The 24722-nt window shown below is 41.9% G+C and carries 25 protein-coding genes; all 25 read right to left on the bottom strand.

Annotation, left to right across the window (positions count from 1 at the left end):
- Positions 1–27: 27 nt before the first annotated feature.
- The 25 genes from F0364_RS19395 to F0364_RS19275 all read right to left on the bottom strand — a co-directional run bounded on the left by F0364_RS19395 (position 28) and on the right by F0364_RS19275 (position 24721).
- Positions 28–1212: a glycosyltransferase family 4 protein gene (locus F0364_RS19395; protein WP_153799461.1), complete on the bottom strand. Its 1185-nt coding sequence runs from the start codon at positions 1210–1212 to the stop codon at positions 28–30.
- A 3-nt stretch (positions 1213–1215) separates the two neighbouring features.
- Positions 1216–3060 carry an asparagine synthase (glutamine-hydrolyzing) gene (gene asnB / locus F0364_RS19390; protein WP_153799460.1) on the bottom strand — a complete coding sequence of 615 codons (1845 nt, stop codon included), beginning with the start codon at positions 3058–3060 and terminating at the stop codon, positions 1216–1218.
- A gap of 189 nt (positions 3061–3249) precedes the next feature.
- Complete coding sequence (locus tag F0364_RS19385; RefSeq protein WP_153799459.1) at positions 3250–3867, bottom strand: methyltransferase domain-containing protein; 618 nt, start codon at positions 3865–3867, stop codon at positions 3250–3252.
- A gap of 3 nt (positions 3868–3870) precedes the next feature.
- Complete coding sequence (locus F0364_RS19380; protein ID WP_207632772.1) at positions 3871–5112, bottom strand: glycosyltransferase family 4 protein; 1242 nt, start codon at positions 5110–5112, stop codon at positions 3871–3873.
- 22 nt (positions 5113–5134) lie between these two features.
- Entirely contained in the window at positions 5135–6403 is a 1269-nt protein-coding gene (locus tag F0364_RS19375; RefSeq protein ID WP_153799457.1) for a glycosyltransferase family 4 protein, read from the bottom strand.
- A complete protein-coding gene (locus tag F0364_RS19370; RefSeq protein ID WP_153799456.1) occupies positions 6400–7815 on the bottom strand; it encodes a CDP-glycerol glycerophosphotransferase family protein in 1416 nt (471 codons plus the stop codon). Before F0364_RS19370 ends, F0364_RS19375 begins: the two co-directional genes overlap by 4 nt.
- A gap of 122 nt (positions 7816–7937) precedes the next feature.
- Complete coding sequence (locus tag F0364_RS19365; RefSeq protein WP_153799455.1) at positions 7938–9083, bottom strand: DegT/DnrJ/EryC1/StrS family aminotransferase; 1146 nt, start codon at positions 9081–9083, stop codon at positions 7938–7940.
- On the bottom strand, positions 9080–9628 hold the full coding sequence (locus F0364_RS19360) for an acyltransferase (RefSeq protein ID WP_153799454.1): 549 nt from the start codon (positions 9626–9628) through the stop codon (positions 9080–9082). The genes F0364_RS19365 and F0364_RS19360 overlap by 4 nt, the downstream gene beginning before the upstream one ends.
- Position 9629: 1 nt before the next feature.
- Positions 9630–10043, bottom strand: coding sequence for a sugar 3,4-ketoisomerase (locus F0364_RS19355; RefSeq protein WP_153799453.1), 414 nt, complete (start codon positions 10041–10043; stop codon positions 9630–9632).
- Positions 10040–10447: a sugar 3,4-ketoisomerase gene (locus tag F0364_RS19350; RefSeq protein WP_153799452.1), complete on the bottom strand. Its 408-nt coding sequence runs from the start codon at positions 10445–10447 to the stop codon at positions 10040–10042. Before F0364_RS19350 ends, F0364_RS19355 begins: the two co-directional genes overlap by 4 nt.
- Positions 10448–10594: 147 nt before the next feature.
- Positions 10595–11506, bottom strand: a complete 912-nt coding sequence (locus tag F0364_RS19345) for a glycosyltransferase (protein ID WP_153799451.1) — start codon at positions 11504–11506, stop codon at positions 10595–10597.
- Positions 11507–11547: 41 nt separating this feature from the next.
- Positions 11548–12552 carry a glycosyltransferase family 2 protein gene (locus tag F0364_RS19340; protein ID WP_207632771.1) on the bottom strand — a complete coding sequence of 335 codons (1005 nt, stop codon included), beginning with the start codon at positions 12550–12552 and terminating at the stop codon, positions 11548–11550.
- Entirely contained in the window at positions 12542–13810 is a 1269-nt protein-coding gene (locus F0364_RS19335) for an ABC transporter ATP-binding protein (protein WP_153799449.1), read from the bottom strand. Before F0364_RS19335 ends, F0364_RS19340 begins: the two co-directional genes overlap by 11 nt.
- Positions 13811–13812: 2 nt before the next feature.
- On the bottom strand, positions 13813–14679 hold the full coding sequence (locus tag F0364_RS19330; protein WP_153799448.1) for an ABC transporter permease: 867 nt from the start codon (positions 14677–14679) through the stop codon (positions 13813–13815).
- Positions 14676–15782, bottom strand: a complete 1107-nt coding sequence (locus F0364_RS19325; RefSeq protein ID WP_262885406.1) for a glycosyltransferase — start codon at positions 15780–15782, stop codon at positions 14676–14678. Before F0364_RS19325 ends, F0364_RS19330 begins: the two co-directional genes overlap by 4 nt.
- A 33-nt stretch (positions 15783–15815) precedes the next feature.
- Entirely contained in the window at positions 15816–16589 is a 774-nt protein-coding gene (locus F0364_RS19320) for a class I SAM-dependent methyltransferase (RefSeq protein WP_153799446.1), read from the bottom strand.
- Entirely contained in the window at positions 16586–17458 is an 873-nt protein-coding gene (locus F0364_RS19315) for an alpha-1,2-fucosyltransferase (RefSeq protein ID WP_207632770.1), read from the bottom strand. The genes F0364_RS19320 and F0364_RS19315 overlap by 4 nt, the downstream gene beginning before the upstream one ends.
- Positions 17459–17555: 97 nt before the next feature.
- Positions 17556–18284 (bottom strand): TylF/MycF/NovP-related O-methyltransferase, encoded by a 729-nt coding sequence (locus F0364_RS19310; RefSeq protein ID WP_153799444.1) that lies wholly within the window; start codon positions 18282–18284, stop codon positions 17556–17558.
- 36 nt (positions 18285–18320) lie between these two features.
- Positions 18321–19271: an alpha-1,2-fucosyltransferase gene (locus F0364_RS19305; RefSeq protein WP_153799443.1), complete on the bottom strand. Its 951-nt coding sequence runs from the start codon at positions 19269–19271 to the stop codon at positions 18321–18323.
- Positions 19268–20407: a UDP-N-acetylglucosamine 2-epimerase gene (gene neuC, locus F0364_RS19300; RefSeq protein WP_153799442.1), complete on the bottom strand. Its 1140-nt coding sequence runs from the start codon at positions 20405–20407 to the stop codon at positions 19268–19270. Before neuC ends, F0364_RS19305 begins: the two co-directional genes overlap by 4 nt.
- A complete protein-coding gene (locus tag F0364_RS19295; RefSeq protein ID WP_153799441.1) occupies positions 20401–21444 on the bottom strand; it encodes an N-acetylneuraminate synthase family protein in 1044 nt (347 codons plus the stop codon). Before F0364_RS19295 ends, neuC begins: the two co-directional genes overlap by 7 nt.
- Positions 21445–21482: 38 nt before the next feature.
- Positions 21483–22283 (bottom strand): SDR family oxidoreductase, encoded by an 801-nt coding sequence (locus F0364_RS19290; RefSeq protein ID WP_153799440.1) that lies wholly within the window; start codon positions 22281–22283, stop codon positions 21483–21485.
- Positions 22270–22980 (bottom strand): acylneuraminate cytidylyltransferase family protein, encoded by a 711-nt coding sequence (locus F0364_RS19285; RefSeq protein ID WP_153799439.1) that lies wholly within the window; start codon positions 22978–22980, stop codon positions 22270–22272. Before F0364_RS19285 ends, F0364_RS19290 begins: the two co-directional genes overlap by 14 nt.
- A 184-nt stretch (positions 22981–23164) precedes the next feature.
- Positions 23165–24205 (bottom strand): Gfo/Idh/MocA family protein, encoded by a 1041-nt coding sequence (locus F0364_RS19280; RefSeq protein ID WP_153799438.1) that lies wholly within the window; start codon positions 24203–24205, stop codon positions 23165–23167.
- A 12-nt stretch (positions 24206–24217) separates the two neighbouring features.
- Positions 24218–24721: a UpxY family transcription antiterminator gene (locus F0364_RS19275; protein WP_153799437.1), complete on the bottom strand. Its 504-nt coding sequence runs from the start codon at positions 24719–24721 to the stop codon at positions 24218–24220.
- Between the last annotated feature and the right edge of the window lies 1 nt (position 24722).

Below are 24722 nucleotides of genomic sequence, written 5' to 3'. Positions count from 1 at the left end.
GTTTTCATGGCTGCATTTAAGCGGGTATTAAACTGGCTGCGTAACCGCAGCCGTTGTATCCATCAGCTTTTTATAGTGCGCTTCAAAAATATCAGCCTGCAGATTTATATTAAACCTGTTTTGTACAGTAACCCTTGCAGCCACTCCAAGCTTTTTTCTCAGCCCGTAATCTTTAGCCAACCTTTCCATGTGTGTGGCCAGCAAATCACTGTCGTAAACCTCGGTAAGAAGGCCATCGGCATCATGGGTAATCACTTCATCCATTCCACCGCTTTTGGTACTTACAACGGGCAGTTCCATGCTCATGGCTTCCAGCACCACATTGGCCACACCTTCATATACACTTGGCAAAAGGAATATATTTACCTTATTGTATAAGTCAATTACTTCTTCCCTTTTTTTGGCGCCCAGCATCTCTACCTCATTATTAAGCTGCATCTGGTTAATGTGAAAAACAATTTCTTCTTCCTGCGGCCCCGCCCCCACTATCAGCCACCTGAGCTTAACCCCGGATTGTTTAAGTTTTCTTACAGCCAGCAAACCCGTTAAGTACCCTTTTTGAAAAGTAAGCCTGCCAATGGTAAGTATGGTTATCACTCCGGCATCGGCATACTCTGATGACCTTTTAAAACGCTCCGTATCAATTGAGGGATAGTTGATAAAAACTTTATCCATGTTGCTGCAATAAGGAGATATTGCATTGCGGATGTCATTAGATACACAGTGTACCAGGTTAACCTGGTTAAAAACCTGCTGCAGTTTTTCTTTACGGCCCTTATCAGTAAGCAGCTTTACCTTTTCCCCTGTGCCCCGGCAACTTACCACTTTCTTGGCAGTGATCTTTTCTATTTCAGCAAGGTGGTCAACCGCTATGCCTGAAAACTCAAAGTGCATAATATCTGGCCTGTACCTGGCAAACAATGCCAGCCGGGCAGCGGTAATAATTTTTTTCTTGAACCCTTGCCGGCTGCCATTATTGCCCGCAGCTATTAACCAGGGATGTGTAACTATATGCTTAACCAGCGCGGCATTACCGCAGGCGACTACCGCAACATTGCTGTTGCCGGCAAACAATTGCCGTTGCATGTCCATATTTACCTGCCTTGCAAAAACAATTACCTGGTGCCCACGCTTGCTTAAATACAGTACCCGGTTAAAAATAAACGTTTCGCTTATTGACGGAAAGGATTGTACAACTATGCCTATTCTCAAAATTTACAATTTATTACGGTGAATATTATCCCATACAACCAATGAATAAACAGCCCATACCATCCAGCCAAGGTTTGCCTGCCCGTTAAAATGCCGGTTAAGCATACGGTGCATGTTGCCGCGGTTAAAAAACATGGACAGGTGCTGCGGCATATCCATAATTTTCTCCTGCACTTCTTTCTTCAGCACATTCCTCGTCCATTCATCAATAGGAATTATAAAACCTTTTTTAGGCTTCATCACCCAGCTTTCATCAGATTTTTCTGACAGCAGCCGCTTAAGGTTCATCTTGCCATTGCCGTTAACTATGCACTCTTTATAACCGTAAGAAAGGCTATGGTTCAGCATTGTATTATCCAGGAGCGGAACCCGCACTTCCAGGCTGTGGTACATGCTGGCCCTGTCAACCTTTAGCAAAATGCGCTGAAGGTGTATGTCCATTTCCAATTTGCGCACAGCATTCATTAATTCATCTGCTTCGTTATACTGGTTTGCGGTTTTGAAGAATTCTTTTAAAAAGAAAGGCTCTGATGGCTCAGCCCTGCATATGGAAGGCAATTGCTGTAAAGCACCACTGATAAAAAAGGAAGAATAGTAGAAGCTAAAAAAGTCCCGCTGGTTCCAATGCCTGGAAAGATCCATGGCCTTGCTGCTTTTAAGCTTTGAGAGCAGCAGTGTGGCCCGCCTTGCCAATAAAGAATTGCGGTAGAAAGGTATTAAGTTTAACGCCTTATTATTGCGTGGATAGCCCCAGAACAATTCATCGCCCCCATCGCCACTTAACGCCACTGTTACTTTTTGCCTGGCAAATGCGGAAAGCAGTAAAGTCGGTATGGAAGAGTAATCAGCAAAGGGTTCTGTAAACGCCCGGGCATTGTCCTGTATAAGCGCCAGCAAATCAGCAGGCTCTATAAACCTGCAGGAATGCACAGTATTAAACACGGCAGCAAACTTTTCAGCATCGGCCGATTCGTCCATACCGCTGTTTTGAACACCAATTGTAAACGAGCTGATGCGGCTGCGACTGTTTGCATAATAGCTTACCAGCGTACTATCAACGCCGCCGGACATAAAAGTACCAACAGGTACATCACTCACCAGTTGATTGCTGACGGCAGCCTGCAAACATTCCTCCATGCTTTGGGAGCTGGCAGCGCCTGAAACTGCAGGGTAGCTGTAATAGCAGCTTGTAGTGAAAGTACCGTTTTGCACTACAGCGTAATGCGCATGCGGAAAGAGCCAGGTATTATTAATGACCCCTTCTCCATCGGGCATGAAGCCTAAAGAAAGATAATTGGCCACGGATGAGGAAGACCATGTTTCCGCCTTAAATTCCGGGTGGTTGATTACATGATCGTACTGGGAGCTATACACAACTGTGTTGCTGCTGACACCTACATAGAGGGGCTTAATGCCCGCCCTGTCCCTGGCAAGCACCAGGGTGTTTTTCCTTACATCAAAAAAGGCAAATGCGAAAATGCCGTTTGCCTCCTGCAAAGTTTTATCAATGCCAAGATGCATGAGCGCATACAGCAGCACTTCCGTATCGGAAGTTGAAGCATAATGAGAGCGGTAAGGTTTTAACAGTTGCTGAAGTTGGCCGGTATTATAAATTTCGCCATTGAAGCTAATGCAGTAGTTACCACAATCTGTAAGCATGGGCTGATGGCCATTGGCGCTTAAATCCCTGATGGATAAGCGTACAAAACCAGCCGTGTAATTTTGCTGGTTATGCCATATGCCAGACGCATCGGGCCCACGGCGCCGCATAGTGGAGAGGCACCAGTTCATGTAATGGAGGTCTGGTTCTTTACGTTTGAAATGATATATTCCGGCTATGCCACACATGTTAAACGAAAATTTTAAAAACAGCACCGCAAAAGCTATGTGGGGAACAGAGCTGTGTCACTATGCGCCAGGGATTGAAGTGGAAAGCCCGCAACGAAGCGAAGTGAAACGGAGCGGAGTGAGGACTTGGAACGGAAAGCCCGGCCGTAGGGGCGCCCAAAAAATTCTTCTTACCTGTATACCCATGTATCAGTTATTAAGCTGAATGAGCAACGCAGAAACTTTATGGCGGCGGCCCACGTAATACAGCATTCTTTCGCGGTAGCCCCACAGGGGAAACGCGGATTTTTTAACCCTGTAATACTCTTTATTATGGATGGTAACGATACCCGCTTTAACAACACTATGGCTTACATGGCTGAACAACTCATCAATGCGCTCAGGTGTTGGCCTGAACATGTTGTCAATAGGGTCAAGGTGTTTTTTGTATTTATAGGGCACCGTGAGCAGTATGTACGCATTTTTTTCGGCAGCGGCAAGCAGGTTGTTTATCACCAATGGTATGTTGGTTACATGCTCCAGCATATTGGTGCAAAATATAAGCGAATACCGGCCGGCGAAATTATGACTGAATGAAGGGGCCGTAATATCCGCCACCACATCAACACCTTCCTCTGCTTTAATATCAATGTGCTGCACCTTCCACCCGGTACTTTCCAACGGCCCGAAAATAAAATTGTGTATGTGAGGCTGGATGTGCTTTCTGAAATAACCGGTTGAAGAACCAAAATTACCAGCCGTTTTGTGCGGAACATTGTTTACGGACTTGAGGGCTTCTTTAATCCACCCAGCTTCTTCTGAAAACATTGGCTAAACTGTTACTCCCTTCTTTGATTGAATGGCCAGTTCGTAAACACTTCTAAAAGCAGACGAGACGATGGGCCATGTATATAAGCGCATTACCTTTTGATAACCGTTATTGCCAAAAGCATTGCATAGCTGGTTATTTGTAAGCAACGTTTTTACTTTCTCTGACAGGTCTTCCATATCGCCCGGCTTAAACAGCAACCCGTTAATGCCATCATCAATAACGGATGCTATCGCCCCGATATTGGCGCCAATAACAGGCTTATGATAACTCCAGCCCTCCAGGAATACCACACCGAATGATTCTGAAACGGAAGGCAGCACCACCATATCGGCAAGCTTAAGCAATTCGCACTTTTCTTTGTCGCTGAAATCGAAAAGCACACGTATGTGAGGGTCTTTTTCAGCAAGCGCAAGCAGGCTATCCGTTAAGCCGCCCCTGGCGCCTGCCAGCAGCAGATAAACATGTTGCCCCTGTTGCCTTAGCAGTTTATACGCCTGCAGCAACCATTCAATATTCTTGGAAGCCTCATGACGGCACAAACACAGTATAACTTTGCTCCCCTCATCAAGATGATATTTGTGCTTTATGGTTTCTATTTCGCTTAATTGAAGTGCATATTCAAAAACATCTGTGGCAGCACCTGTTACTTTTATCTTTGCCGCATTAATGCCACGGGCAACAAGGTATTCCTTTTCAAAACCGGTGTTGGCAATGTAATAGTCAGCCTGGCTGATTCTCTTAAGGTATTGCGCTGAAACTTCTTCACCCTCTTTTACATGCAGAGCGCCATACAACACAAAAGGCTTATTGCTGTTGGCACCGTTACCCCACGAAGGATAATCGGCAAAAAGGTAATGCATGGATGAAGCACATATAACGTCCGCGCCGGTATGAAGCATGGCATTACGGAGCGATGGAGATAAAGGGCCTGCATTAAGTGCGGTTAAAAAATCTCCCGCCTCTCCGCGAAAAACCCTGGATTTTATGCGTGAATAATACCTGATGAGGGGCTTATGAATTTTTATAAACGGGAAACGCTTTACCTGAACACCGTTAACTACTTCCTGCTGCAGCGGGATTTTTCTGAAGTTCTTCCGGTTGGGACCATAATACGAGTTGGTAGTATACACAGCAACTTCATCGTTGTACTTTTGTGCCAGGTACTCAGATACATGTTGCATGGTATGCTGCGTGCCGCCACGTGAGGGATAATAGTTTTGTGTAACGTGAAGTATGTGCATGAAACTCTGTAAGCTTATTACTTTACTTTTCAGAAAGATAATTAAGGCTTGCCTGTTTTTTAAAGTTTTCAATGCCCAGCAAATAGGCATTTCTGTACCCTTCTACAATTGAGGGCCAGGAAAACTGACGGCTGGCTTTTTTGTAACCGTTTTCGCCCATAACTTTTCTCAATTCCGCACTGGCGGCAAGCATATTTATCTTGTTTTCCAACTCCGGCATGTTGTCCAAATCAAAAAGAAAGCTGTCAGTGCCATCATTTAGCAGAGAAGCGGTAGCCCCCATTGATGCCCCCACCACAGGTTTTTTACAGGCCCAGGCTTCCAGGAATACCACACCAAAAGATTCGCTTTGAGAAGGAAGGATAAAAATATCCATGGCGTTATAAATAACAGGCTTTTTGCCTTCCGCAAAGTTTTCTATGAGTATTATTGGCAAACCCTCTTTGTGCATCGCCTCTTTTATAACCGGCACGTAGTCTGTTGAAGCGCCGGCCAGTAGTAATTTAATTTTGCTATTCTCTTTATACAAATTGCGGATAAGACCCAACAACAATGCTACACCTTTACCTTTAACAAGCCGGCCCACAAAGCCAAGGATGATATCATCATCAGCAATGCCGTGCTGTTTTCTAAACAATGCAACTTCCTCTTCCCGGCAATCCATAGCGGCAACATCTATACCTGTACCTATGGTTACTATTTTGCCCGGCTCAACCCCGTATTTATGAATCAGCACATCCCGCTCGTAATCTGTATTAGCTATGTAGCAATCGCAAAGCCTTGCTTTTTTAATGCTGGTATCGTTGTAATCGTAAGACTTGTGCAGGTGTAACGAACCATATATAACAAAAGGCCGGGGATTGGGATAAGCATTCCTCCATACCGGGTAGTTACAGAAATCGTAGTTGATGGTGGTGCCCATAATTACATCCGCCGTTGTGGAAGCCATCATTTTTTTTATAGCCGGGCTGTATACATCCCATCGCATGGCTGTAATATGTTCGGGCAATGCATTGCGTGTAACCTTTATCGCTGCTTTGTTAACGTACTTAATTAGCGGGTAATGCCAACGCCGGAAAGGCAGCCGGTTAATTTTTACAGCATTCAATGTTTCCCGCACCGGCACAATTCTTTTGTAAAGGGCTGATTCCGGGTTATATAAAGAATCGGTTGTACATACGGTTACTTCATCCCCATAATATTCCACCAGTTTTTCAGAAAGGTGCTTCAGCGTATACTGCGGCCCTCCTTTAGATGGATAATAGTTCTGGCAAACATGCAAAATCTTCATTCGGCAAAAATCATTTTCAGTTTATCTGACACACGCCTGGCAGACTGCCCGTCTGTGTAAGTGATGATTTCTTTTACACAGTCCTGCGAATGGTTGGTGAACTCAGCCGGATTTTCAAGCGCCTGCTTAACCAGTTGTACCAATTGCCCGGGCGAATGGGCCAGTTTAACCGCCCCGGATTTCATAATTGGACGGTAATGCTCCTGGAAATACATTTTTTTAATCAGTTCCCCCTTTTTATTGTCATAAGCATCATACGCCGGGCCTACCTGGGGTTTGGCAAAAACACTGCCATCCACAGCCATGGTAGAGCAAAGGTTAACATGAACATCGGTGTATTTCAGTGTAGAAATAAAGCTTTTTATTTCATGCAGAGAAACATTACTAAAGTCCATTTTTACCGCTCCGCCCTTATTTACATCCCAAAAAACAAACGGAGATTTGCCCAAAAAATTTTCCCATCTTTCCACATTATCCAAGGGATGATTGCGCATTAGTATCACTACATCGCTGCCCAGGCCGCCCCTTTCAATAGCCTCTTTAAGATGTAAAGGATATTGCGGCTCATCAGGAAACAATCCTTTTACCCCACCTGCATACAGTATTATTTTTTTGCTAGGCGGCAAGCCCATCATTTCCTGCCATTCCTGCTTTGTATAACAATAAGATTCGTGATAGTGAAAATCGAATTGTGGCGCACCGGCTATAGTGATTTTCGAATCGTGCAGGTCTTCACTTATCCGCTGAAGCTCCAGCTTATTGTGAATGTTCCAAACAAAATAATGATCAAAGAAAAATGCGGGCCATCCTCTTTTGGTAATGTTATCAAAAGAATGGATGGAAGCAATTACCCTGCCCCCCCTTTCACGTATAATTCTTGCCAGTAATTCTATTTCATTTAAAAAAGGGGTTACTGTAAAAATCCCTTCAATATTTCTTTCGGCCAGCCATTCGGAAAAAACGATGTAAGCACTTTGCTGTTGAATAAGCAGGGCTTCCTGCTGCCTGTTATTTTCAGCATACCCTGGCCACACAGTTGCTTTTATTCTTTCCCTCATTTTAATGAGCCCGTTCTTCAATACTTTTTTGCCCGGCCTGTAAGCGTTAATCAATTGTTGCTGAATACCTGTACTTGGCGTTTTTAGTTTATAGCGCTGATACCAGTAATCCATTTTAGCCCTTACAAGTTTGTAGTCGTCGTTAACCTTATATTCCGGCAGCACGTACGCTTCAAACCCCTCCATCATCATTTCGTTTAGCAAGGCATCGTCCTGCCAGGTAATAACCACCACAGGCGTACAAAACAAAGACATGTTTTTTAAAAGGCCCGTTCTTATAACATGCACCACCGACCCTTTGCCTACTATGGGAACAAGTATTCTTTTAAAATTATTTATACCGGTTTCTGGCATTGTTTTACTCAATAATGCTGTTGGGGACAAGCAGCATTGCTACTATGAGGCTTTGGTTGTGTCACTCACTTGTGCGCTTTGTTCTCTATTGGGCAATGGCGGCGGGGCTGTGTAAAGCAAAATCATGCTTTATCGCTTTCGGCAAATACCTGGAGCCCGGTATGCTGCTTCGCAAAATTTTCAATGCACTTGCATACATATTCAATCTGTTCATCAGTTATTCCCGGGTACAAGGGCAAGCTAAGCATTGTATCGGCCAGGTTTTTTGCTATAGGAAAATCCTTTTCTCCATACCCCAGGTAACGATAAGCTTTTTGCAGAAAAGGTGGTACGGGATAATGAATTAACGTATCAATACCCTTCTCCCTTAAGTATTGCTGCATTTGATTGCGTAAATCTGTACGTATAATAAACAAATGATAGGTATGTGTACATTCCGGGGGATGATAAGGCAGCACAACATTTTTAACACCTCTCAACCGTTCAATATATTTATTAGCCACCCTAACACGTTCCTCACTCCATTGATAGATATACTTTAGCTTAACAGATAATAATGCCGCCTGTAATTCATCAAGGCGCATATTGTAGCCAGGCTCTTCGTTGTAATACTTAACTGAAGATCCATAATTACGCAGCATTTTTATCCTTTCAAACCATTCCTCACAGTTTGTGGTAATGGCACCTGCGTCACCCAACGCACCAAGGTTTTTGCCGGGGTAAAAGCTGGTCGCATTTATATCACCCCAACTACCGGTAATTTGTCCATTCCATTTTGCGGCATGCGATTGTGCATTGTCTTCTACAACAAAAATATTATGCCGCCTGGCAACCTTAGTGATTGCCGGCATATTGCATGGCTGGCCATACAGGTGCACAGGTATTGCGGCCTTTGTTTTTGAAGTAATTGCCTTCTCAAAATTTTCAGGGTCCAGGTTATATGTTAGCTTATCAGGCTCGGCAAACACAGGTGTAGCACCCAGCCGGGTAACCGCAAGTACTGTAGCAATATAAGTGTTAGATGGAACTATCACCTCGTCTCCACTGTCTATCCCTAAAACCTGCAAACTTAATACAAGGGCATCCAGGCAATTACTTATGCCAGCACAATACTGCGTATTGCTAAAGCTGGCGTAAGCACTCTCAAACTCCTTAACATTATTGCCCAAAATATACCATTTGCTGTCATACACCTTTTCGAAAGCGTTAAGCATTTCATGCTTAATTGTGTCGTGCATACCATCAAAAGAGAAAAAAGGAACTTTCATTGTTTTTGCAAACCACTTTTTGTTTCAAGGTATATAACACCATCAGGAGAAATAAAACTTTTTTCATCGTGCCGTATCAACTTTCTACCGCTCTCATCTACCCAGCCGGCAATTTTTGCCGGGTTGCCCATAACCAATGCATAAGCCGGCACATCCCGGGTAACAACAGCACCCATTCCTATCATAGCATATTCTCCAACAGTAATGCCACACTTAATGGTAGCATTTGCCCCAATTGAAGCACCCCTATTTACAGTAGTGGAAACCGGCTTCGCCCTATGTTTGCTGCGGGGGTAAATATCATTGGTAAAGGCAACACAAGGGCCAACAAATACATTGTCACCTATACGCAGGCCATTCCAGATATACACACCATTTTTTATAGTTACATTATCGCCAATTACCACATCATCTTCAATAAATGAATTGCTGCATATATTACAATTGCTGCCTATTACAGCATTCTTCAGCACAACGCAAAATTGCCAAATGTTGGTGCCATCCCCAATACGCGTAGATTGAACATCTGCCAGATGATGGATCATATTAGCGCCTTATTTTTTTGAATTGCTCGTAATCCCTGATGTAATCCAGCTCGTTATAAAAATCTGATGCCAGAACCAATACAATAGCACCAGAAGAAAAATTACTCATGTAATCCCATACAAGGGGCTTTATGTGAAGCCCCATATAAGGCCTGTTAAGGTGTATGGTTTTCTTGCTTCTGCCGTCATCAATGGTAATATCAAAACTGCCACTGGCGGCTATTACAAACTGCTGTAATGTATGGTGCGCATGCCCACCCCTTGCTTCGCCCCCGGGTATATCATACAGGTAGAAAATACGCTTTACATCAAACGGCACTTCAACTGAGTTTTGAACAGGTGTTATACTCCCTGCTTTATTGTAAATTTTGGGGAGGTGAATTACATTACAGTCAAACACAGTGGCGGCACTCATGCTGATTGCTTTAATTTTTTGAAAAAATCAAACTCCCGTATATAATCATGCTCATCAAATGCAAGATCCGTTATTACCAGGGCAAGAGAATTGGTGGAAAAATTTTCAAGTGTACGCCAGGTCATTTTAGGTACATAAAGCCCATAGTAAGAACGGTTAAGCTGGTACCTGTGCTCTTTGATACCATCATGCAATACCACGTCGTAACTGCCTGACAAGGCAATAATAATTTCGGAAGAGTTTTTAAAAGCATGGCTGCCACGCATTTCCCCGCCCGGAACATCATAAATCCAGTACACACGTTTTACCAGGAAGGGTATTTCTTTGTCTTCCTGCAGAACAGATAAATTTCCCCGTTCATCAAATATTCTCGGGAGTTGGATAATGCGTATATCATTACTCATAGCAATAAGGGACTATTTATATTAGGAAACGATTAGCCTTACAGACTGGCGACGCCCATTGAAACATACGATGAACGGATTGCGACGCAACGAAGATGCCATGAAATACAAAGCTGGTATCAAAAGAACTGTCAGTCTAAGAAAATACTAAACTGTTTTTCCGGTAATCATATAGGGCATTCCCGCAATACCCCATTTTAAAAAAATTAAACGCCCGGTCTTTACAAAAGCTTTGACACCCCAGATAAAAACCTTGTTATACTTTATGCTATGCAGGTTTTTTAAAGCGAAGAGCAGGCGCTTTGAGAATTGATCACGAAACTCCACAGTTTTATCAAAGTTTTGATAAAAGATAATAAAGAGGTTTTTAAAATATTTGTCGCTATGTTCTACTGTGCTAAGCGAATTGCCTGTTATGCGATATTTAACAGTAATCGAAGGGTCATAGAAAAATTTATATTTTTTTGAAGCCCGCAAAAAGAAGTCATAATCCTCATAGTCCAGTGACTCGTTATACTTTTTTAACTGATTGAGTACTTCCATTCTGATTAAAACACTGGGTGCAGAAATAATGATACGGTTAAGCATATCTCCATAAATCCACCCGCTTAACGGTTGCTTATACGTATGCTTCTGGTAATAAGAATTTTCGAGCATTACCCCATCGCTGTTTATAAGCTGCATATCGGAATAGACAATGCCGACACTCTCATCTTGCTCAAGAAAAGCAACCTGCAGCTTTATTTTATCCGGCAACATTATATCATCGCACCCGAATACCTGGTAATACTTACCCCGTATGTGCGGAATGGCACTGTTTATATTTCTGGTTAGCCCTCTATTTTTGATATGGCTAATAAAGAAAACATCTCCGCCATTATAGTCAATCCAACTTTGAATAATTTTTTTTGAGTCGTCTGAGGAACCATCATCAGCAATGATTAGCTGGATATTATCATAAGTCTGGGCCTTTATACTATCTAATGTTTGCTGAACCCAGTTTTGCTGGTTATAACAAACCGCGATAATAGTTACGAGAGGGGCGGTATTAGCTTTCATTATATAGTAAACAGGCCAACAGTATGATAAAAACTAAAAACTCATTCAAAATTCCAATGGTAATTCTCCTTGTAACCTGGAGATAGTTGGCGAATACGGTTCATCAAAAGTATTTTGTAATCAAGCCGCCAAAAAAAATGTCTCAACAAATACCCCAGCATGGTTGCAAAGTATGGAGACTTGCATTGCTGCAGTCGTATAAGATGAAACTCAACTTTCTTTTTTATATCCTGCTCTTGCTTTGGCCATTCTTTAGTTGTCTTTAGAATTTTAAGGCATTCTATGTATATGAATATCCTGTCTTTATGATACCGTTGTATTCTCTGTTTTAACTGCTCTGTATTGTATCTCTTTTCTCCGCCGATTATCCTGTATTTAACACCAATGTATTGGCTGAATTTTACCTTGTAAAGAGGCAGCAGTTTTGTCCACATGCCGAAATCCTCCGCATAAAGGCGTTCGTCATATAACCCGACTTTGTCGTATACGCTTTTTCTGATAAGCACCGACGGGGCTGATATGAAGATTTTCCTTTCGAGCAGCATATCAAAAATATATCCCTGGCGCTGATAGCCTTCAACATTATAGATTCCAATATGCTGGCCATTTTGATCAATTGCCTCACAACTGCTGTGACATAAAGCGTATTCTTCCCCCGCCTGCTCCATTTCGTGCACGAGTTTTTCTATTCGCATCTCATTCATGATATCGTCCGAGCCAAAAAGAGAAATGTACTTACCCGATGCATTTTTGATGACGTCGTTACAGGTTCTGCAGATGCCGTAATTCCTGTCATGAATTATAAGATTACACTTTAAGTTATACGCCTTAATCCATTCAGTAATGATGTTAAGGGAATTATCCGTGGAACAATCATCTACAATCACCAGTTCAATATTACCGTATGATTGGCCATACACAGAATCAAGCGTTTCGCGGATAAAGGGCGCATTATTATAAGACAAAACCCCGATGGTTACCAGGGGCATTCCTGTCTCTGAAATTTTCCTTCCTCTGAAATCCTGCACGTTAACGTTAGCTTCCATACTCAACCTGGTATTCAATTCTTGGCGAAATAATACCTGGTAACGCACTATGATTGGCGCCATCAGACTCATGCAATACTTTAAAGCCTACAAAACTGCCAAGTTTAAATAATGCAACCCGCATATCTTCACCAACAATAAGAGAGAAATAATACATCCCGACATTTAACAAAAAAGGAGGCAGTGTGAAAGAAACTTTATAACTACCCTTTCGACTATTCTTTTGTGAAGTAATAACACACCCGCAATGAAATACAGTGATATCTCCACCAGTCTTTAAATCAAAAGTGACATCAAGATTTCTGTTTTCAAGAAAGCTGTATACAACAACTTCAACTTCTATACCTGACCTTACAGTTATAGCATTGTTCTTCGTTGGCCTTACTGTAAAAGAAACTATTTTTACGAGGTCATTTCCCGGAGCCTGTTTAATATCTTCATGAAACAAAGAGCTTGCAATACTTTCTACCTCAGACTCATAATATCCTACTCCTTCAAGAGAGTTTCCCAAAAAAAATGTTTTACCATTCTTGAGTACCAGGCATGAATCGCAAAGAGCTTTGACAGCAGACATGTTATGGCTCACAAATAATACCGTGCGACCATCTTTCTCACTTACATCCTTTATTTTACCCAAACATTTTTTTTGAAATTCCGCATCGCCTACCGCCAATACCTCGTCTACTATCAAAATATCAGGCTCAAGGTGAGCAGCTACAGCAAAAGCGAGGCGGACATACATACCGCTACTGTATCGCTTAACAGGAGTATCTATATATCTCTCCACACCTGAAAAGCTCACAATTGCATCAAACTTACGCTGCACTTCTTTCCGGCTCATTCCAAGAATGGCGCCATTGAGAAAAATATTATCCCGCCCTGATAATTCCGGATGAAAGCCTGTTCCAACCTCAAGGAGAGAAGCAATCTTTCCGTTAAGCTTTATTTGTCCGGTAGTTGGTGCCGTTACTTTAGATAAAATTTTTAACAGCGTTGATTTCCCCGCCCCGTTTCTGCCTATAACCCCCAACACCTGGCCTTGCCTGACATTGAAACAAATATCACGCAGTGCCCATACATACTCTGATTCAGCCTTTTTTGATCTTTCATTCTCCTGGCCAACTTTAGCATAAGGATCGCCTTTGCCAAGCACTTTATACCACCACCGGTTGATATCATGAGATAATGTTCTACGCCCAACCTGGCCAAGCCGGTATTGCTTTGATAAACTTTCTATTTTAATAACAACTTCACTCATTTCTATACCGTATCCATGAAAGATTTTTCAACCTGGTTAAAAACCAATATTCCAATGAATAATATTATCACACTACAAATACAAGCGTATAATAAAAGGCCAAAGTCTAATGTTCCCTTTCCAAGTACTGCATAACGGAATGTTTCTATCAGGGAAGAAAGTGGATTTAGTACAATTAATGTTCTGTACCCCTTTTTTTCGGCGTACGCCAATGAGTAGGCTACAGGAACAACATACATTAATAACTGTATACCGAAACTTACCAACACACTTAAATCGCGGTATTTGGTGGTAAGAGAAGAAATGATTATTCCTGTGCCAAGGCTAATGACCGCCATAAAAAATAAAACAAGAGGTATTAAAAGAGTATGCCATCCTACATGAAACTTGTATTCTCCTTTAATTGCGGATACAGCCATAACTGATAGAAGCAAAAGAAATTGTATTGCAAAACGAATAAGATTTGATGTAACAACAGACAAAGGCATAATAAGCCTGGGAAAATAGACTTTGCCAAATATGCTGGCGTTGCTTACGAAAGTGGTAGATGTGCCAGTAAAGCATGCAGAAAAATAGCTCCAGATAACAATCCCCCCCATGTAAAACACGTCCGCAGGCAAACCATCAGTAGGAATATGGGCCAAGCGGTTAAAAAGAATTAAGAACATGAACATGGTAAGCAAGGGCTGCACGATATGCCAAAGAGGGCCAAGAACTGTTTGCCTGTATTGAGATGCGAAGTCGCGTTTTACAAATAACAACAACAAATCTCTGTATTCCCATAGCTCCCGGAAATTGATATAAAAAACATGAGGCCTGGGCGTTATTACTTCTGTCCAGTTATCTTGCTTTGCTTCGATATTATTCATACTATGTACCCGGGTTGGGCTGCAATATTATTATCAGCCTTTCCCGGAAAAGACGCTTTGTTTAGTGTAATTGATCCATTATCTGCCAGCGCCGTAATGAGCCTGGAAATATGAGAAAAAGAAGACTTTAGTTTTTTCCTGTTCAACAAAGCATACAACAGTTTGTTAAAGCGACCCCTTGTTTCCAATTGCTTTTTTGAGCCTGCCTGCAAAGAGGTTAATTGCTTAACCATACCAACCATATCTCCAAATTTTCTGACACTTATGGCAATTTCCTTAGCGGGTTTCCTTATGTTACGCCTATATGCATACTCAAATTGAGGCTTTGTTTTTTTCAGAACACAATTGTAGCAATAATCATACATGTAAAAATATAACTGAGGTATAGCGAACCCTTTTGATACCATCTCTACACAATACTTCCATGACAATCTTTGCTGCGGCATATAATGAACAAACTTTAACTTCTCCTCATAATACAAATCATACCCCATAAACAAAGCAAGCAAACAAATCTCAGAATCGTCACCTGCAGAAAGATTTCTGCCCTTTCTTCCAACCAGTTGGCTTTCAAAAAACACCTCATCAAGTTGTGTATAAATTTGTTTTCTCACAGCCATCCCTGCCCCAGCGATATACTTTCTACTATTGGCATTGCCAGATGCCGCTAAAGGTTTGCCAACAACATAATTTAAAGCGAATTCGTCGAACCAAAAAGGTTTATCTTTTTCAAAGTAAGCATCCGACTGGCCACCCAAAATTCCCGTACCCGGATGACAGATCATGTGCTCATACACATTGTTCAGGTAATCCTTGCTCAGCCAATTATCATCGTCACAATAAACAATAACATTATAGCGGGCCGTAGCTATACCTTTTTTCCTCGCAAAGCTTAACCCGGCGGCAGGTTCCTTTACTACCTTTAAATCAGTATTTGTTTTTAATGTATTCCATATTTCCGAAGCAATATCGCCAGTATTATCATCTGAAGCATTATCAACCAATACAACCTCCCAAGGCATATTTTCACTCACTTCCTGTTCTGCCAGATGCTTCAGCGTGGCAGGCATGCGTGCTGCACCATTATGAGAGCAAATGACCACTGAAATCCCATTGCAATAAATACCCGCTTCCACTCAGTTAATACTTTTCTTTCCGAAAATTTTTCTTTTCAGGAACTTGGTTAAAAATTGAAAATATACCCTTCCATTTGCCCTCCCTTCCATTATTTTAGCTAACCTTCCTTCTAAAACAGTTCTATGCCTTACATAGATTTCAAATAACTCAGGGTGTATATAGTCGTTGATATTTGCAAAACCTGCGTTTGGTTCAATAAACTTTATAGGCCCTACACTTTTTTTTACAAATAGAAACATGTTTTGCCTGTAACACCACGCAACCCTGGTATCATTCCACCAATAAGGCCTGAATATGTCATGAACATGAAATCCCTTTTCAGCGAATTTCTTAACCCAGTAACTGAATGACTGTTCATTAATGTGGTTTTGTCCCCGTTGATGGGGTAACGCTGCCGAAAAAACGATAACATCGCCCAACGATGTGAGGCTTTCAACAAACACTTCCGCAGCATTATCTGCCAGGTGTTCGCCAACTTCGAGGCTCACTACAAGATCAAACTTTTGGGCAACTCTTATCTTGTGTTCAAGATCTGTAACTAAAAACTTATCTGCCGGAATAAGTAGCTGAGACCGATCAACCCATTCTCCGTCTATACCTAAAATATTTTCTATGCCATTCTGTTGAAAAACATGCAGGAAAGCACCGAGCCCGCAGCCGACATCCACTACACTAGATGGTTGCAATAACTTTAATAACATTGGTACTATAACCTGAGGCGATTTAAGCATGTCCTCTTCAACCGCATGCAAGTATTTTAAGTTGTTACTCATAAAATCGGCGTATATCTATGCAACTTCAGCCACATACGCTTGTAAATTTTGTATAAGAAAATTTTAAATACGCTTATTTTCTTCCGGAAGATCCCGGTTTGAAGCATACTAACATCAATTTCACTTCCGTCATGGTTATAGGGAATCCATCGGTCAGGATAATAATCCTGCCAATTTTTACTAAGCCGGAATTCACCATCAAAATGAAATACAGGTCTGATAACTTTTGACCCTTCTCTTTCTCCAAAAGATGCCCCCCACCAACTGAAAGTAGAATTGCTGATTATAAAGTGATTGCACAGACTCATTAAGCATAATTGCTCTATAGCAGATGCGTTTTCAACAAAATAAAAATTAGAAAGCTGCCTTATGTTAATCCTGCAATACCTGATATCGTCAGAAAAAAACACTACGTTATACTTTTGATGATCCGGAAAGTGATGCAACAATGCAGTCAAATAGTAATTAACCGGCAAAAGATAATAGTTTGGGTTTGTTACATAGTCGCCTCTCCGTATTGATATGGCGATAGTATCCCGCGTAAAAAACCTGGCAAATTTTGCCTTTACAGCTTCTAAAAATTCGGGGCTGAAACTTAAATTTTTATATACCTCTTTTTTACAATGACTCCAGTATTTTTCTGTCTGAAACCAACCCAGCAAATCAGCGTTACCTTTCTTTATCTTACTTTTCCATTCATCCCAAAATTGCGGGGTATAGTGAAACGCGGTTTCTTCTATGCAAAAATCTGCCTTTACATTACCATACCTGATTCCACTGCAAAAGTATCCGGCATATTCCCAACGTGGCAGCGTGTAATCACACTCATACTTTTTACTTAAGCCAATTACCGCGGCTATTTGAAACAATTGGTTCCCCAATTTACCATGCTGCCCAAGTTTAGAAAAGGTAATCATCCGGCACTGAAACAATTAATAAGCAGCATAAGCGCACTTGACAAAATAATCAAGCAGGTACATTTCCAAACTCTTCTGTTTTCTGTATATAGCAAACCCCTTTTAATGACCTGATTTTGATGCTGGAACCGATAGATGAAAAATAATCATGAACAGCACGGCTACATCCATCCCATGAATAATAATCATCAATTATGACCAAGCCCCCCTTTACAACTTTGGGATACAAAGCCTGAAGGCAGGTTAATGTTGATTCATACCAGTCCCCATCAAGCCTAAGCAATGCGATTTTATTCGTTGATCTAAATGAACTTACCGTATCATTGAACCATCCTTTAATAACTTCATGAGGTACTTCCGCTTTTTGCATAGCTTCCCTCGCCTCTATCTCGTCGGCTGTACAATTATTAAGGTAAAGCTCTGAGTTTTTGTCGTTCTGCCAACGTATAGCAGCTTCTCCATCAACTTGTTTGGCAGCAGGTAATCCTTCGAAGCTGTCGAAGAGATAATACATCCTTTTCCTACCCAACACACTGGAAATTCCCGCCATCATCCCTCCTTTCCACGAACCGCACTCTACTATATCCCCATCTACGCTATCAACCAAATTCTTACAAAGCAGCAAATTCACTTTGTAGTTGTTTGGGGTGATCATTGTATAACTCTTGTATCGCAGGTAAACTTCTTCAAAACTCTTCATCAAAAGATCATCCTTTGTATAAGACTGAAGCTTATATCCTTTTGCCCTTAACCATCGTAGAAATATTTTTTTTAGCATGGGTAGAAATTAAAGCTCACTGTTGCAAATCTCTCTTTACAACAATATCCATTCCGGGGGATAAATATCTTTGCAGTTATACCTGCTATCTGTCATCCATTTTTTGGGAGCGATTGTTAATTTGTCCTTTTGTGATCCTATATAAGCAGCCCACCAGCTAAATGTGCTGTTGGCAATAATGCTATGTCGGCATTTGCTCATAAGGTAAAAATCCTCTTTTGCAGTATTTACTACATTATTGCTGATAAAATAAACCTTTGCATTTTTTATTAGTAAGTTTTCTTTTGCCCATTGTATGTCGTCGGAGAATACATAAAAAACAGGATCTTCTACTTTGGATAAAATATAACTTACAGCTTCATAGTAAAAACCGGCGCTAAGCGATCCTTTCTGTTCTGCTACCTTTGGAGAAACAGTATCGGTACGCCTGATATGGATGCTCACGCTGTTAGTGCTTTCTATTTCATTAACTATCCAGTTAAGGCTTGAAAACTTGTCGTCATTCATAATGAACTCCTCAAGTATCTGGTGTTTGTATTTTTCAAAATACCGCCAACTCATCCAATACCCTTGGAGGAAAACATCTTCATTTGCCTGAAAAAAATGCTCATCGAAATAATAATGCGGTTCCTGGTAGGTTTTGCGCTTATAAGGAGGGAATAACAAATCATAAGTGTTTAGCAGAAAATAGGGGACGCCTTTTTCTTCGTAGGGCAAACCAAGTGTTCTGATAGTTCTGCCTGGCACCAGTTTGTTCCATACTCTTTTCACTGGATGATTATAAAAATATCTGCTTAGTTGAGATTCCTTAATAACATCCACCTTAATATTAAAGTAGTTTTCCAATTCGTATTTCCTCAATCCATAACCAGCGTAAGACGACAAATCCAACATTAATGAAGTGTTCTTTTCCAATGCCAATGACTTTGCGGCCGCATATTGAAACATCTGGTTGCCAAGTCCCATAATCATTCGTACAACTATCATATCTCCTGCCTGCTATCCGCAAATTGTTTTTGTCTTGAAATTTCCCAGAAAGCATTTTGCTGAAGTATTTCCAGGAACTTGAAATCGCTGCAACCAGTGCCGAATAGAAAACGGGGCTCATTCCTTTTGTTCAGCGCTTCCCGAATACCCGTTTCAATTTCATGGGTAATGTAACCTGTATTGATAATGTCACTGTTGCTGGTTCTGTTTTTCTGGCGGGTACCAACATTTACAACAGATAAGCCATAATAGGGCGCCTCCCTTATGCCCGCACTGGAATTGCCAATAATAAAATCAGCATGCTTAAGCAGCGTGAGGAAAGATTCAAACCTTATGGAAGGGTATACTTTATACTGTTGCCTATCTGCGCACTTGCGAACATGCTGCATAATAATTTCTGATCCTATGTCATTGTTAGGGTTAACAACGATGTAGTTTAACCCCGAGTTTTCCAAAGCTTCAAAATAAGCCGAGGCATAGCCTGCAAGCATATCTATTTCTGTGGTTACAGGATGAAAAAGAGAAATAGCGTACGTACCAAACTCTATTCCGTAGTAACTCTTTACATCTTCAATGCCAGGCAGCCTATCGCTTAATATTACATCCATGTCCGGAGAACCAATTACATAAATGCTTTGCCTGGTTTCGCCCATTTGCAAAAGGCGCTCCTTGGCTTCTTCATTAGCGACGAAATGCACATGGCTTAATTTTGATACGGCATGCCGTATCAACTCATCTACGGTACCTGACAGTTCCCCGCCTTCAATATGTGCTACAAGTATATTGTTAAGCGCACCTACAGAAGCCCCTGCCAGCGCTTCAGGCCTGTCGCCATGCACTATAATGAGGTCGGGCTTAATTAACCTTACAAAATTCGAAAAACCCTGTATGGTGGTTCCGAGAGTTATGTCAGGCAACTGCTCTGTGTAATGATTGATGTATTTGTAAATATTGGGATACCCGCATTTCTCAATCTCATGCACTGTATACCCGTATTTCTCATCCATGTGCATACCGGTGGCGAATATGTGAACATCAAAAGTTTCATGCGGAAGCAGCACCTCAATCAATGATTTCAGCTTTCCAAAGTCGGCGCGGGTACCGGTTAAAAAAACAACCTTCTTTTTGTTTAACATATATCCTCCCACGTCAACTGAACATCGGCAGCAATTGATTTTGATGCCTTTTTACCTATTACGCTTTCATAATGTTCAGCCAGGACACCATTTTTACCAGGCCGCTTTACCCATATATTTTCCTGCGTAAACAATTCGCCTTCCTGTATATCTTTTATGGTGCATATTGTTGCAAAAGCAAAATCAATAGTTACCTGTTCTTCCTTAGCTGGGCCTTTAACCCCACCACGTTGCAGCGCTATAATTTTACTGCCTTCAATTAACTCTCTGCAGGCTGTTTTATCCATAGAGCAGATAATATCCGGCCCCTGTCGTTGCATGTGGTCAGTAAAATGCCGTTCCAGGATAGACGCTCCTAATGCAACCGCCCCTAAACAGGCATGGTTAGATAAAGTATGATCCGATAAACCCACAACCGCTTGGGGAAAAGCCTCCTGCAGCTCAACCATGGCGTGAAGCCTTACCAAATGGTTTGGAGTGGGGTATAAGTTGGTAGTATGCAGTAACGCGTATGGAACAGCATGCTTCTCAAATACAGCAACCGCTTTTCTTATACTTTCAATCGTATTCATTCCTGTACTTAAAATAACAGGCTTTCCAAACAACGCAATATGTTCAAGCAAAGGATAGTTATTACATTCCCCGCTGCCAATTTTATAGGCCGGTACGTTCCAGCTATGCAGCCTGTTTGCCGCGGCCCTGCTAAACGGTGTACTGATGAATATACGGCCTTTTGATTCTACATATTCCTTTAGCTGCAGTTCCTCTTCTTCGCCTAACGCACATTGCCTCATAATCTCATAAATGCTTATGTTGGCATTGCCCGGAATCACTTTCTTCGCAGCACCACTCATTTCATCTTCAACAATATGTGTCTGGTGTTTTATAACCTCGGCCCCCGCTTCAACAGCGGCATCTACCATTTCTTTAGCCACCTGTAGCGAACCATTATGATTAATACCAATTTCAGCTATTACCAATGGTTCGTAATCGTAACCTATACGTCTGCCCGCTATTTCAATAAAACTGTTTGCCATTATTGCTTCTACTAACTGTTTCCTTTTAATTTACTTATTTACCACGCCGTCCATCCCCCGTCAACTATCATGTTATGGCCAATTACATGGCTGGCCGCATCGCTGGCCAGGTAAACAATAGCGCCACGCAGCTCCTCTTTTTGGCTCATTCTTCCTGCGGGGTTTAATTGCTTAAACCTTTCTAAAAATAACCCTTCATGATTATTGAAAATACCGCCCGGCGTAAGTGAGTTTACCCTAACACCTTTTTCGGCCCACAAAGTGGCAAGGTATTTTGTAAGGCCTATAACTCCATGTTTGCTTACTGAGTAGGCCACTGGTTGCGTAATGCCTGTACCGGGATATATTTTGTGGTTGGGACTTATCACTCCATACAATGATGCTATGTTGATAATTGAACCACTGCCCTGCTTAACCATAAAGCTACCGATAACCTGGCAGCCAAGAAATGTGCCCGTGAGGTTTACGTTCATTATGGCATTCCAGTCTTCCAGCGGAAAATCTTCAAAACCACGGGTAAAGCCTGCTGTTTTACTCTGGTTGGTAAAGCCGGCATTATTTACCAGTATGTCAACGCGGCCAAAAGTGTCCAGCGTTTGCTTCAGCAAGTCTTGCCAGCTTTGCTTACTGGTAACATCGCAAACTGCCGCAGTTACATCAGCCCCCTGCTGTTGCAACAAGTTAGCCGCGGCCCGGCATTTTTCATCATTTACATCTGCCAGCATAACTTTAGCGCCAAAAGCTGTTAAAGCCAACGCATGTTCCGATGCTAACAGGCCTGCTCCTCCTGTTATTATTGCCACCCGGCCTTCCAGGTTAAATAAGTTATTGTTCTGCATATTGCTGTTGGGTCATAAAATACTCCACAAGCTTAAAATCCATTTCACTATCTATATCTATTGCCCTGTTTCTTGCTATCGGGTATACCCTGCACTTCGCTTCACTCCAATGCCTGTAGTTATACAGGGCAGCTTTTTTCACCACGTATGCTGCCGGGGTAAGACTATAAACTACTGGTGCATCCTGCCTTGTTACTATTGGTATTTGCGGCTTCTTTACAATTTCTGCATAGCCGTCAGGCGTTACTTCCATCATATTAAAGTAGGGGTTTCGCTCAGGCTCGTAACCGGTAATTACCACATCTGTTTCAGTATTATCCAGGGCCATGTTAACAGCGCCTTCTGTATCTGCCACTGTTTTAAGCGGCACGGTTACATCCATATCAACAAGATAATCTACCTGCACATTGTTGTGTTTCTCATACCATTCCAAAGCATGTATAAATACATGCCATTTAGATGCACTGTCGGTTGATAATTCTGCCGGCCGCATAAAAGGTACATGTGCTTTGTATTGTTTTGCAACAGCGGCAATATGTTCATCATCGGTTGAAACAATCAAATCATTCAGCAGTTTACAACCAAAAGCGGTTTCAATAGTATAAGCTATCAGCGGCTTGTTGTTTAACAGCCTTATATTTTTTCCCGGCACACCCTTAGAGCCGCCCCGGCAACATATAGTTCCTAAAATAAACATGTATTATTAAGCCAGTTTGAGTATTGCCAGGGTGACAGCACCGCAGACTGCAGCCGCCCATAGATATACAGATGAACGGATTGCGACGCAAGGAACGATGCCATGAAACATAAAGCCGGTATCATGGTTTTTTTTCGAGATTTTTTGGGACGGACTGCAGTATTTCATGGCATCGGCTGTTGTGTCACTCACTTGTACGTTCGGTTCTTTGGGCAACATTTAAGCGGGTACCAGGCATTTGCCCCAAAAGATTAAGATTAACAAACCTGCCAGACTCAGAAGATAGCTTTGCAGCCATCGCCATTTTAAGGCTCTCCACACCATCACTTAAGCCTGCCAGCCGTGTATCCTCAACATCTTCAAGAAATGCCTTCATAATAGCCTGAAAGCGCTGGTTACGCGTAAAAGATTTGTACTCAAAATAAGAGGTTTGCTTTTGCCTGTTTGTCCAGGTAAGCTCCTGTAATGCGAGGTTCCAGTTAATGGTACCCTGTGTGCATGTAATAGTGCAATAGCGGGTTAATTGCGGTTGCAGGTAATCAAGATGAATGGTTGCTGTTACGTTGTTTTCAAAACTCAGCAACACATCAGCCGTGTCTTCTGTTTCAATATCAAGGCTGCCGCTATGCTTATAATGCGCCGCCACAGATGAAGCTTTGCCGAATAAATGGTACAGGTAATCAAACTCATGTACCAAATCCAGCAGTACACCGCCGCCTGTTTCTTTTTTTGCGCTCATGCCTTTGCTGTAATCCTCGTAAGGCCTCCAGTCTGGCAGGTATTGGCCAACAAAAGCATTGGCAGAAACCGGCACTCCAAGTTCGCCACTATTAAGAATGTTGTTTATTTTTTCCAGGGCGGGGTCAAACCGAAGGTCATAGCCTACCACAACCAGTGCATTGTTTTGCTGTGCTTTTTCAAGAATGTTGTTAACCCCTTCAAGTGCATGGCTTACAGGCTTTTCAAGATAAATACGCTGTACATGATGCTTCAGCAACAACTCCATGCCGGCAAGGTGAAAAGCTGTGGGCGTACATACTATCGCGGCATCTATACTGTGCAGGGCCAAAGCCCCGGCCAGGTTATTGCACTGCGCAAACGACTTAAATTTATCTTGTAACCCTGATTTTTTACTAACCAGGACTATATCATCGTAGCCCAGCATCATTATGTTTTCCAGGTGCCTGGCGCCGATAGACCCGATACCAATTACTGCAATTTTCAATCTAACTGTTAATTAAACACGTGCTACATGCGCAGCGGGAAATTCAACAACCATTACCTGGTCAAGGCTTTCCAAACGCACATATACTCGCTTGTTAGCGGTACGCAATACCCTACCTGTATTATGCATAAATACGCCGCTCTTAATCATCACTTTCACGTTTTCCTCCAAAGAAGAGAATGATTGAACACTAACTCTTGCATCTTCCTCAAGCAGGTAAGTTTTAACCAGGTTCACTTCATCATCCCTTATTACGGCAGGCTTACCGAGGTAATATACAAAATTCAATACGCCGTCAGTCCGCAACACATTGGTTTTATCTTCTTCGCTAATATGTACAAACACATACGACTTAAACAACGGTTCTTCAATTACTTTGCGGCGGTCGCTCCATTGGCGCTCTACTTTTTGAAGCGGGCACCAGCTTTCTATATTCTTTTTAGTAAGTACATTATCCACCTTTTTTTCCCAACGGGGCTTAGTATAAAGTGCGTACCATTTTTTTTCTACATTCATA

The organism is Foetidibacter luteolus (genome assembly GCF_009650435.1).
GTDB classification, from domain to species: domain Bacteria; phylum Bacteroidota; class Bacteroidia; order Chitinophagales; family Chitinophagaceae; genus Foetidibacter; species Foetidibacter luteolus.
This window is presented reverse-complemented; position numbering and strand designations above follow the sequence as displayed.

Bases quoted from the DNA above. Each gene is read 5' to 3' on its own strand.
- F0364_RS19330 (WP_153799448.1), bottom strand. From the start codon at position 14,679: ATGAATAATATCGAAGCAAAGCAAGATAACTGGACAGAAGTAATAACG.
- F0364_RS19350 (WP_153799452.1), bottom strand. From the start codon at position 10,447: ATGAGTAATGATATACGCATTATCCAACTCCCGAGAATATTTGATGAA.
- F0364_RS19290 (WP_153799440.1), bottom strand. From the start codon at position 22,283: ATGCAGAACAATAACTTATTTAACCTGGAAGGCCGGGTGGCAATAATA.
- F0364_RS19285 (WP_153799439.1), bottom strand. From the start codon at position 22,980: ATGTTTATTTTAGGAACTATATGTTGCCGGGGCGGCTCTAAGGGTGTG.
- F0364_RS19340 (WP_207632771.1), bottom strand. From the start codon at position 12,552: ATGGAAGCTAACGTTAACGTGCAGGATTTCAGAGGAAGGAAAATTTCA.
- F0364_RS19385 (WP_153799459.1), bottom strand. From the start codon at position 3,867: ATGTTTTCAGAAGAAGCTGGGTGGATTAAAGAAGCCCTCAAGTCCGTA.
- neuC (WP_153799442.1), bottom strand. From the start codon at position 20,407: ATGTTAAACAAAAAGAAGGTTGTTTTTTTAACCGGTACCCGCGCCGAC.
- F0364_RS19320 (WP_153799446.1), bottom strand. From the start codon at position 16,589: ATGAGTAACAACTTAAAATACTTGCATGCGGTTGAAGAGGACATGCTT.
- asnB (WP_153799460.1), bottom strand. From the start codon at position 3,060: ATGTGTGGCATAGCCGGAATATATCATTTCAAACGTAAAGAACCAGAC.
- F0364_RS19310 (WP_153799444.1), bottom strand. From the start codon at position 18,284: ATGCTAAAAAAAATATTTCTACGATGGTTAAGGGCAAAAGGATATAAG.
- F0364_RS19380 (WP_207632772.1), bottom strand. From the start codon at position 5,112: ATGCACATACTTCACGTTACACAAAACTATTATCCCTCACGTGGCGGC.
- F0364_RS19370 (WP_153799456.1), bottom strand. From the start codon at position 7,815: ATGCCAGAAACCGGTATAAATAATTTTAAAAGAATACTTGTTCCCATA.
- F0364_RS19295 (WP_153799441.1), bottom strand. From the start codon at position 21,444: ATGGCAAACAGTTTTATTGAAATAGCGGGCAGACGTATAGGTTACGAT.
- F0364_RS19275 (WP_153799437.1), bottom strand. From the start codon at position 24,721: ATGAATGTAGAAAAAAAATGGTACGCACTTTATACTAAGCCCCGTTGG.
- F0364_RS19375 (WP_153799457.1), bottom strand. From the start codon at position 6,403: ATGAAGATTTTGCATGTTTGCCAGAACTATTATCCATCTAAAGGAGGG.
- F0364_RS19355 (WP_153799453.1), bottom strand. From the start codon at position 10,043: ATGAGTGCCGCCACTGTGTTTGACTGTAATGTAATTCACCTCCCCAAA.
- F0364_RS19305 (WP_153799443.1), bottom strand. From the start codon at position 19,271: ATGATAGTTGTACGAATGATTATGGGACTTGGCAACCAGATGTTTCAA.
- F0364_RS19360 (WP_153799454.1), bottom strand. From the start codon at position 9,628: ATGATCCATCATCTGGCAGATGTTCAATCTACGCGTATTGGGGATGGC.
- F0364_RS19335 (WP_153799449.1), bottom strand. From the start codon at position 13,810: ATGAGTGAAGTTGTTATTAAAATAGAAAGTTTATCAAAGCAATACCGG.
- F0364_RS19345 (WP_153799451.1), bottom strand. From the start codon at position 11,506: ATGAAAGCTAATACCGCCCCTCTCGTAACTATTATCGCGGTTTGTTAT.
- F0364_RS19365 (WP_153799455.1), bottom strand. From the start codon at position 9,083: ATGAAAGTTCCTTTTTTCTCTTTTGATGGTATGCACGACACAATTAAG.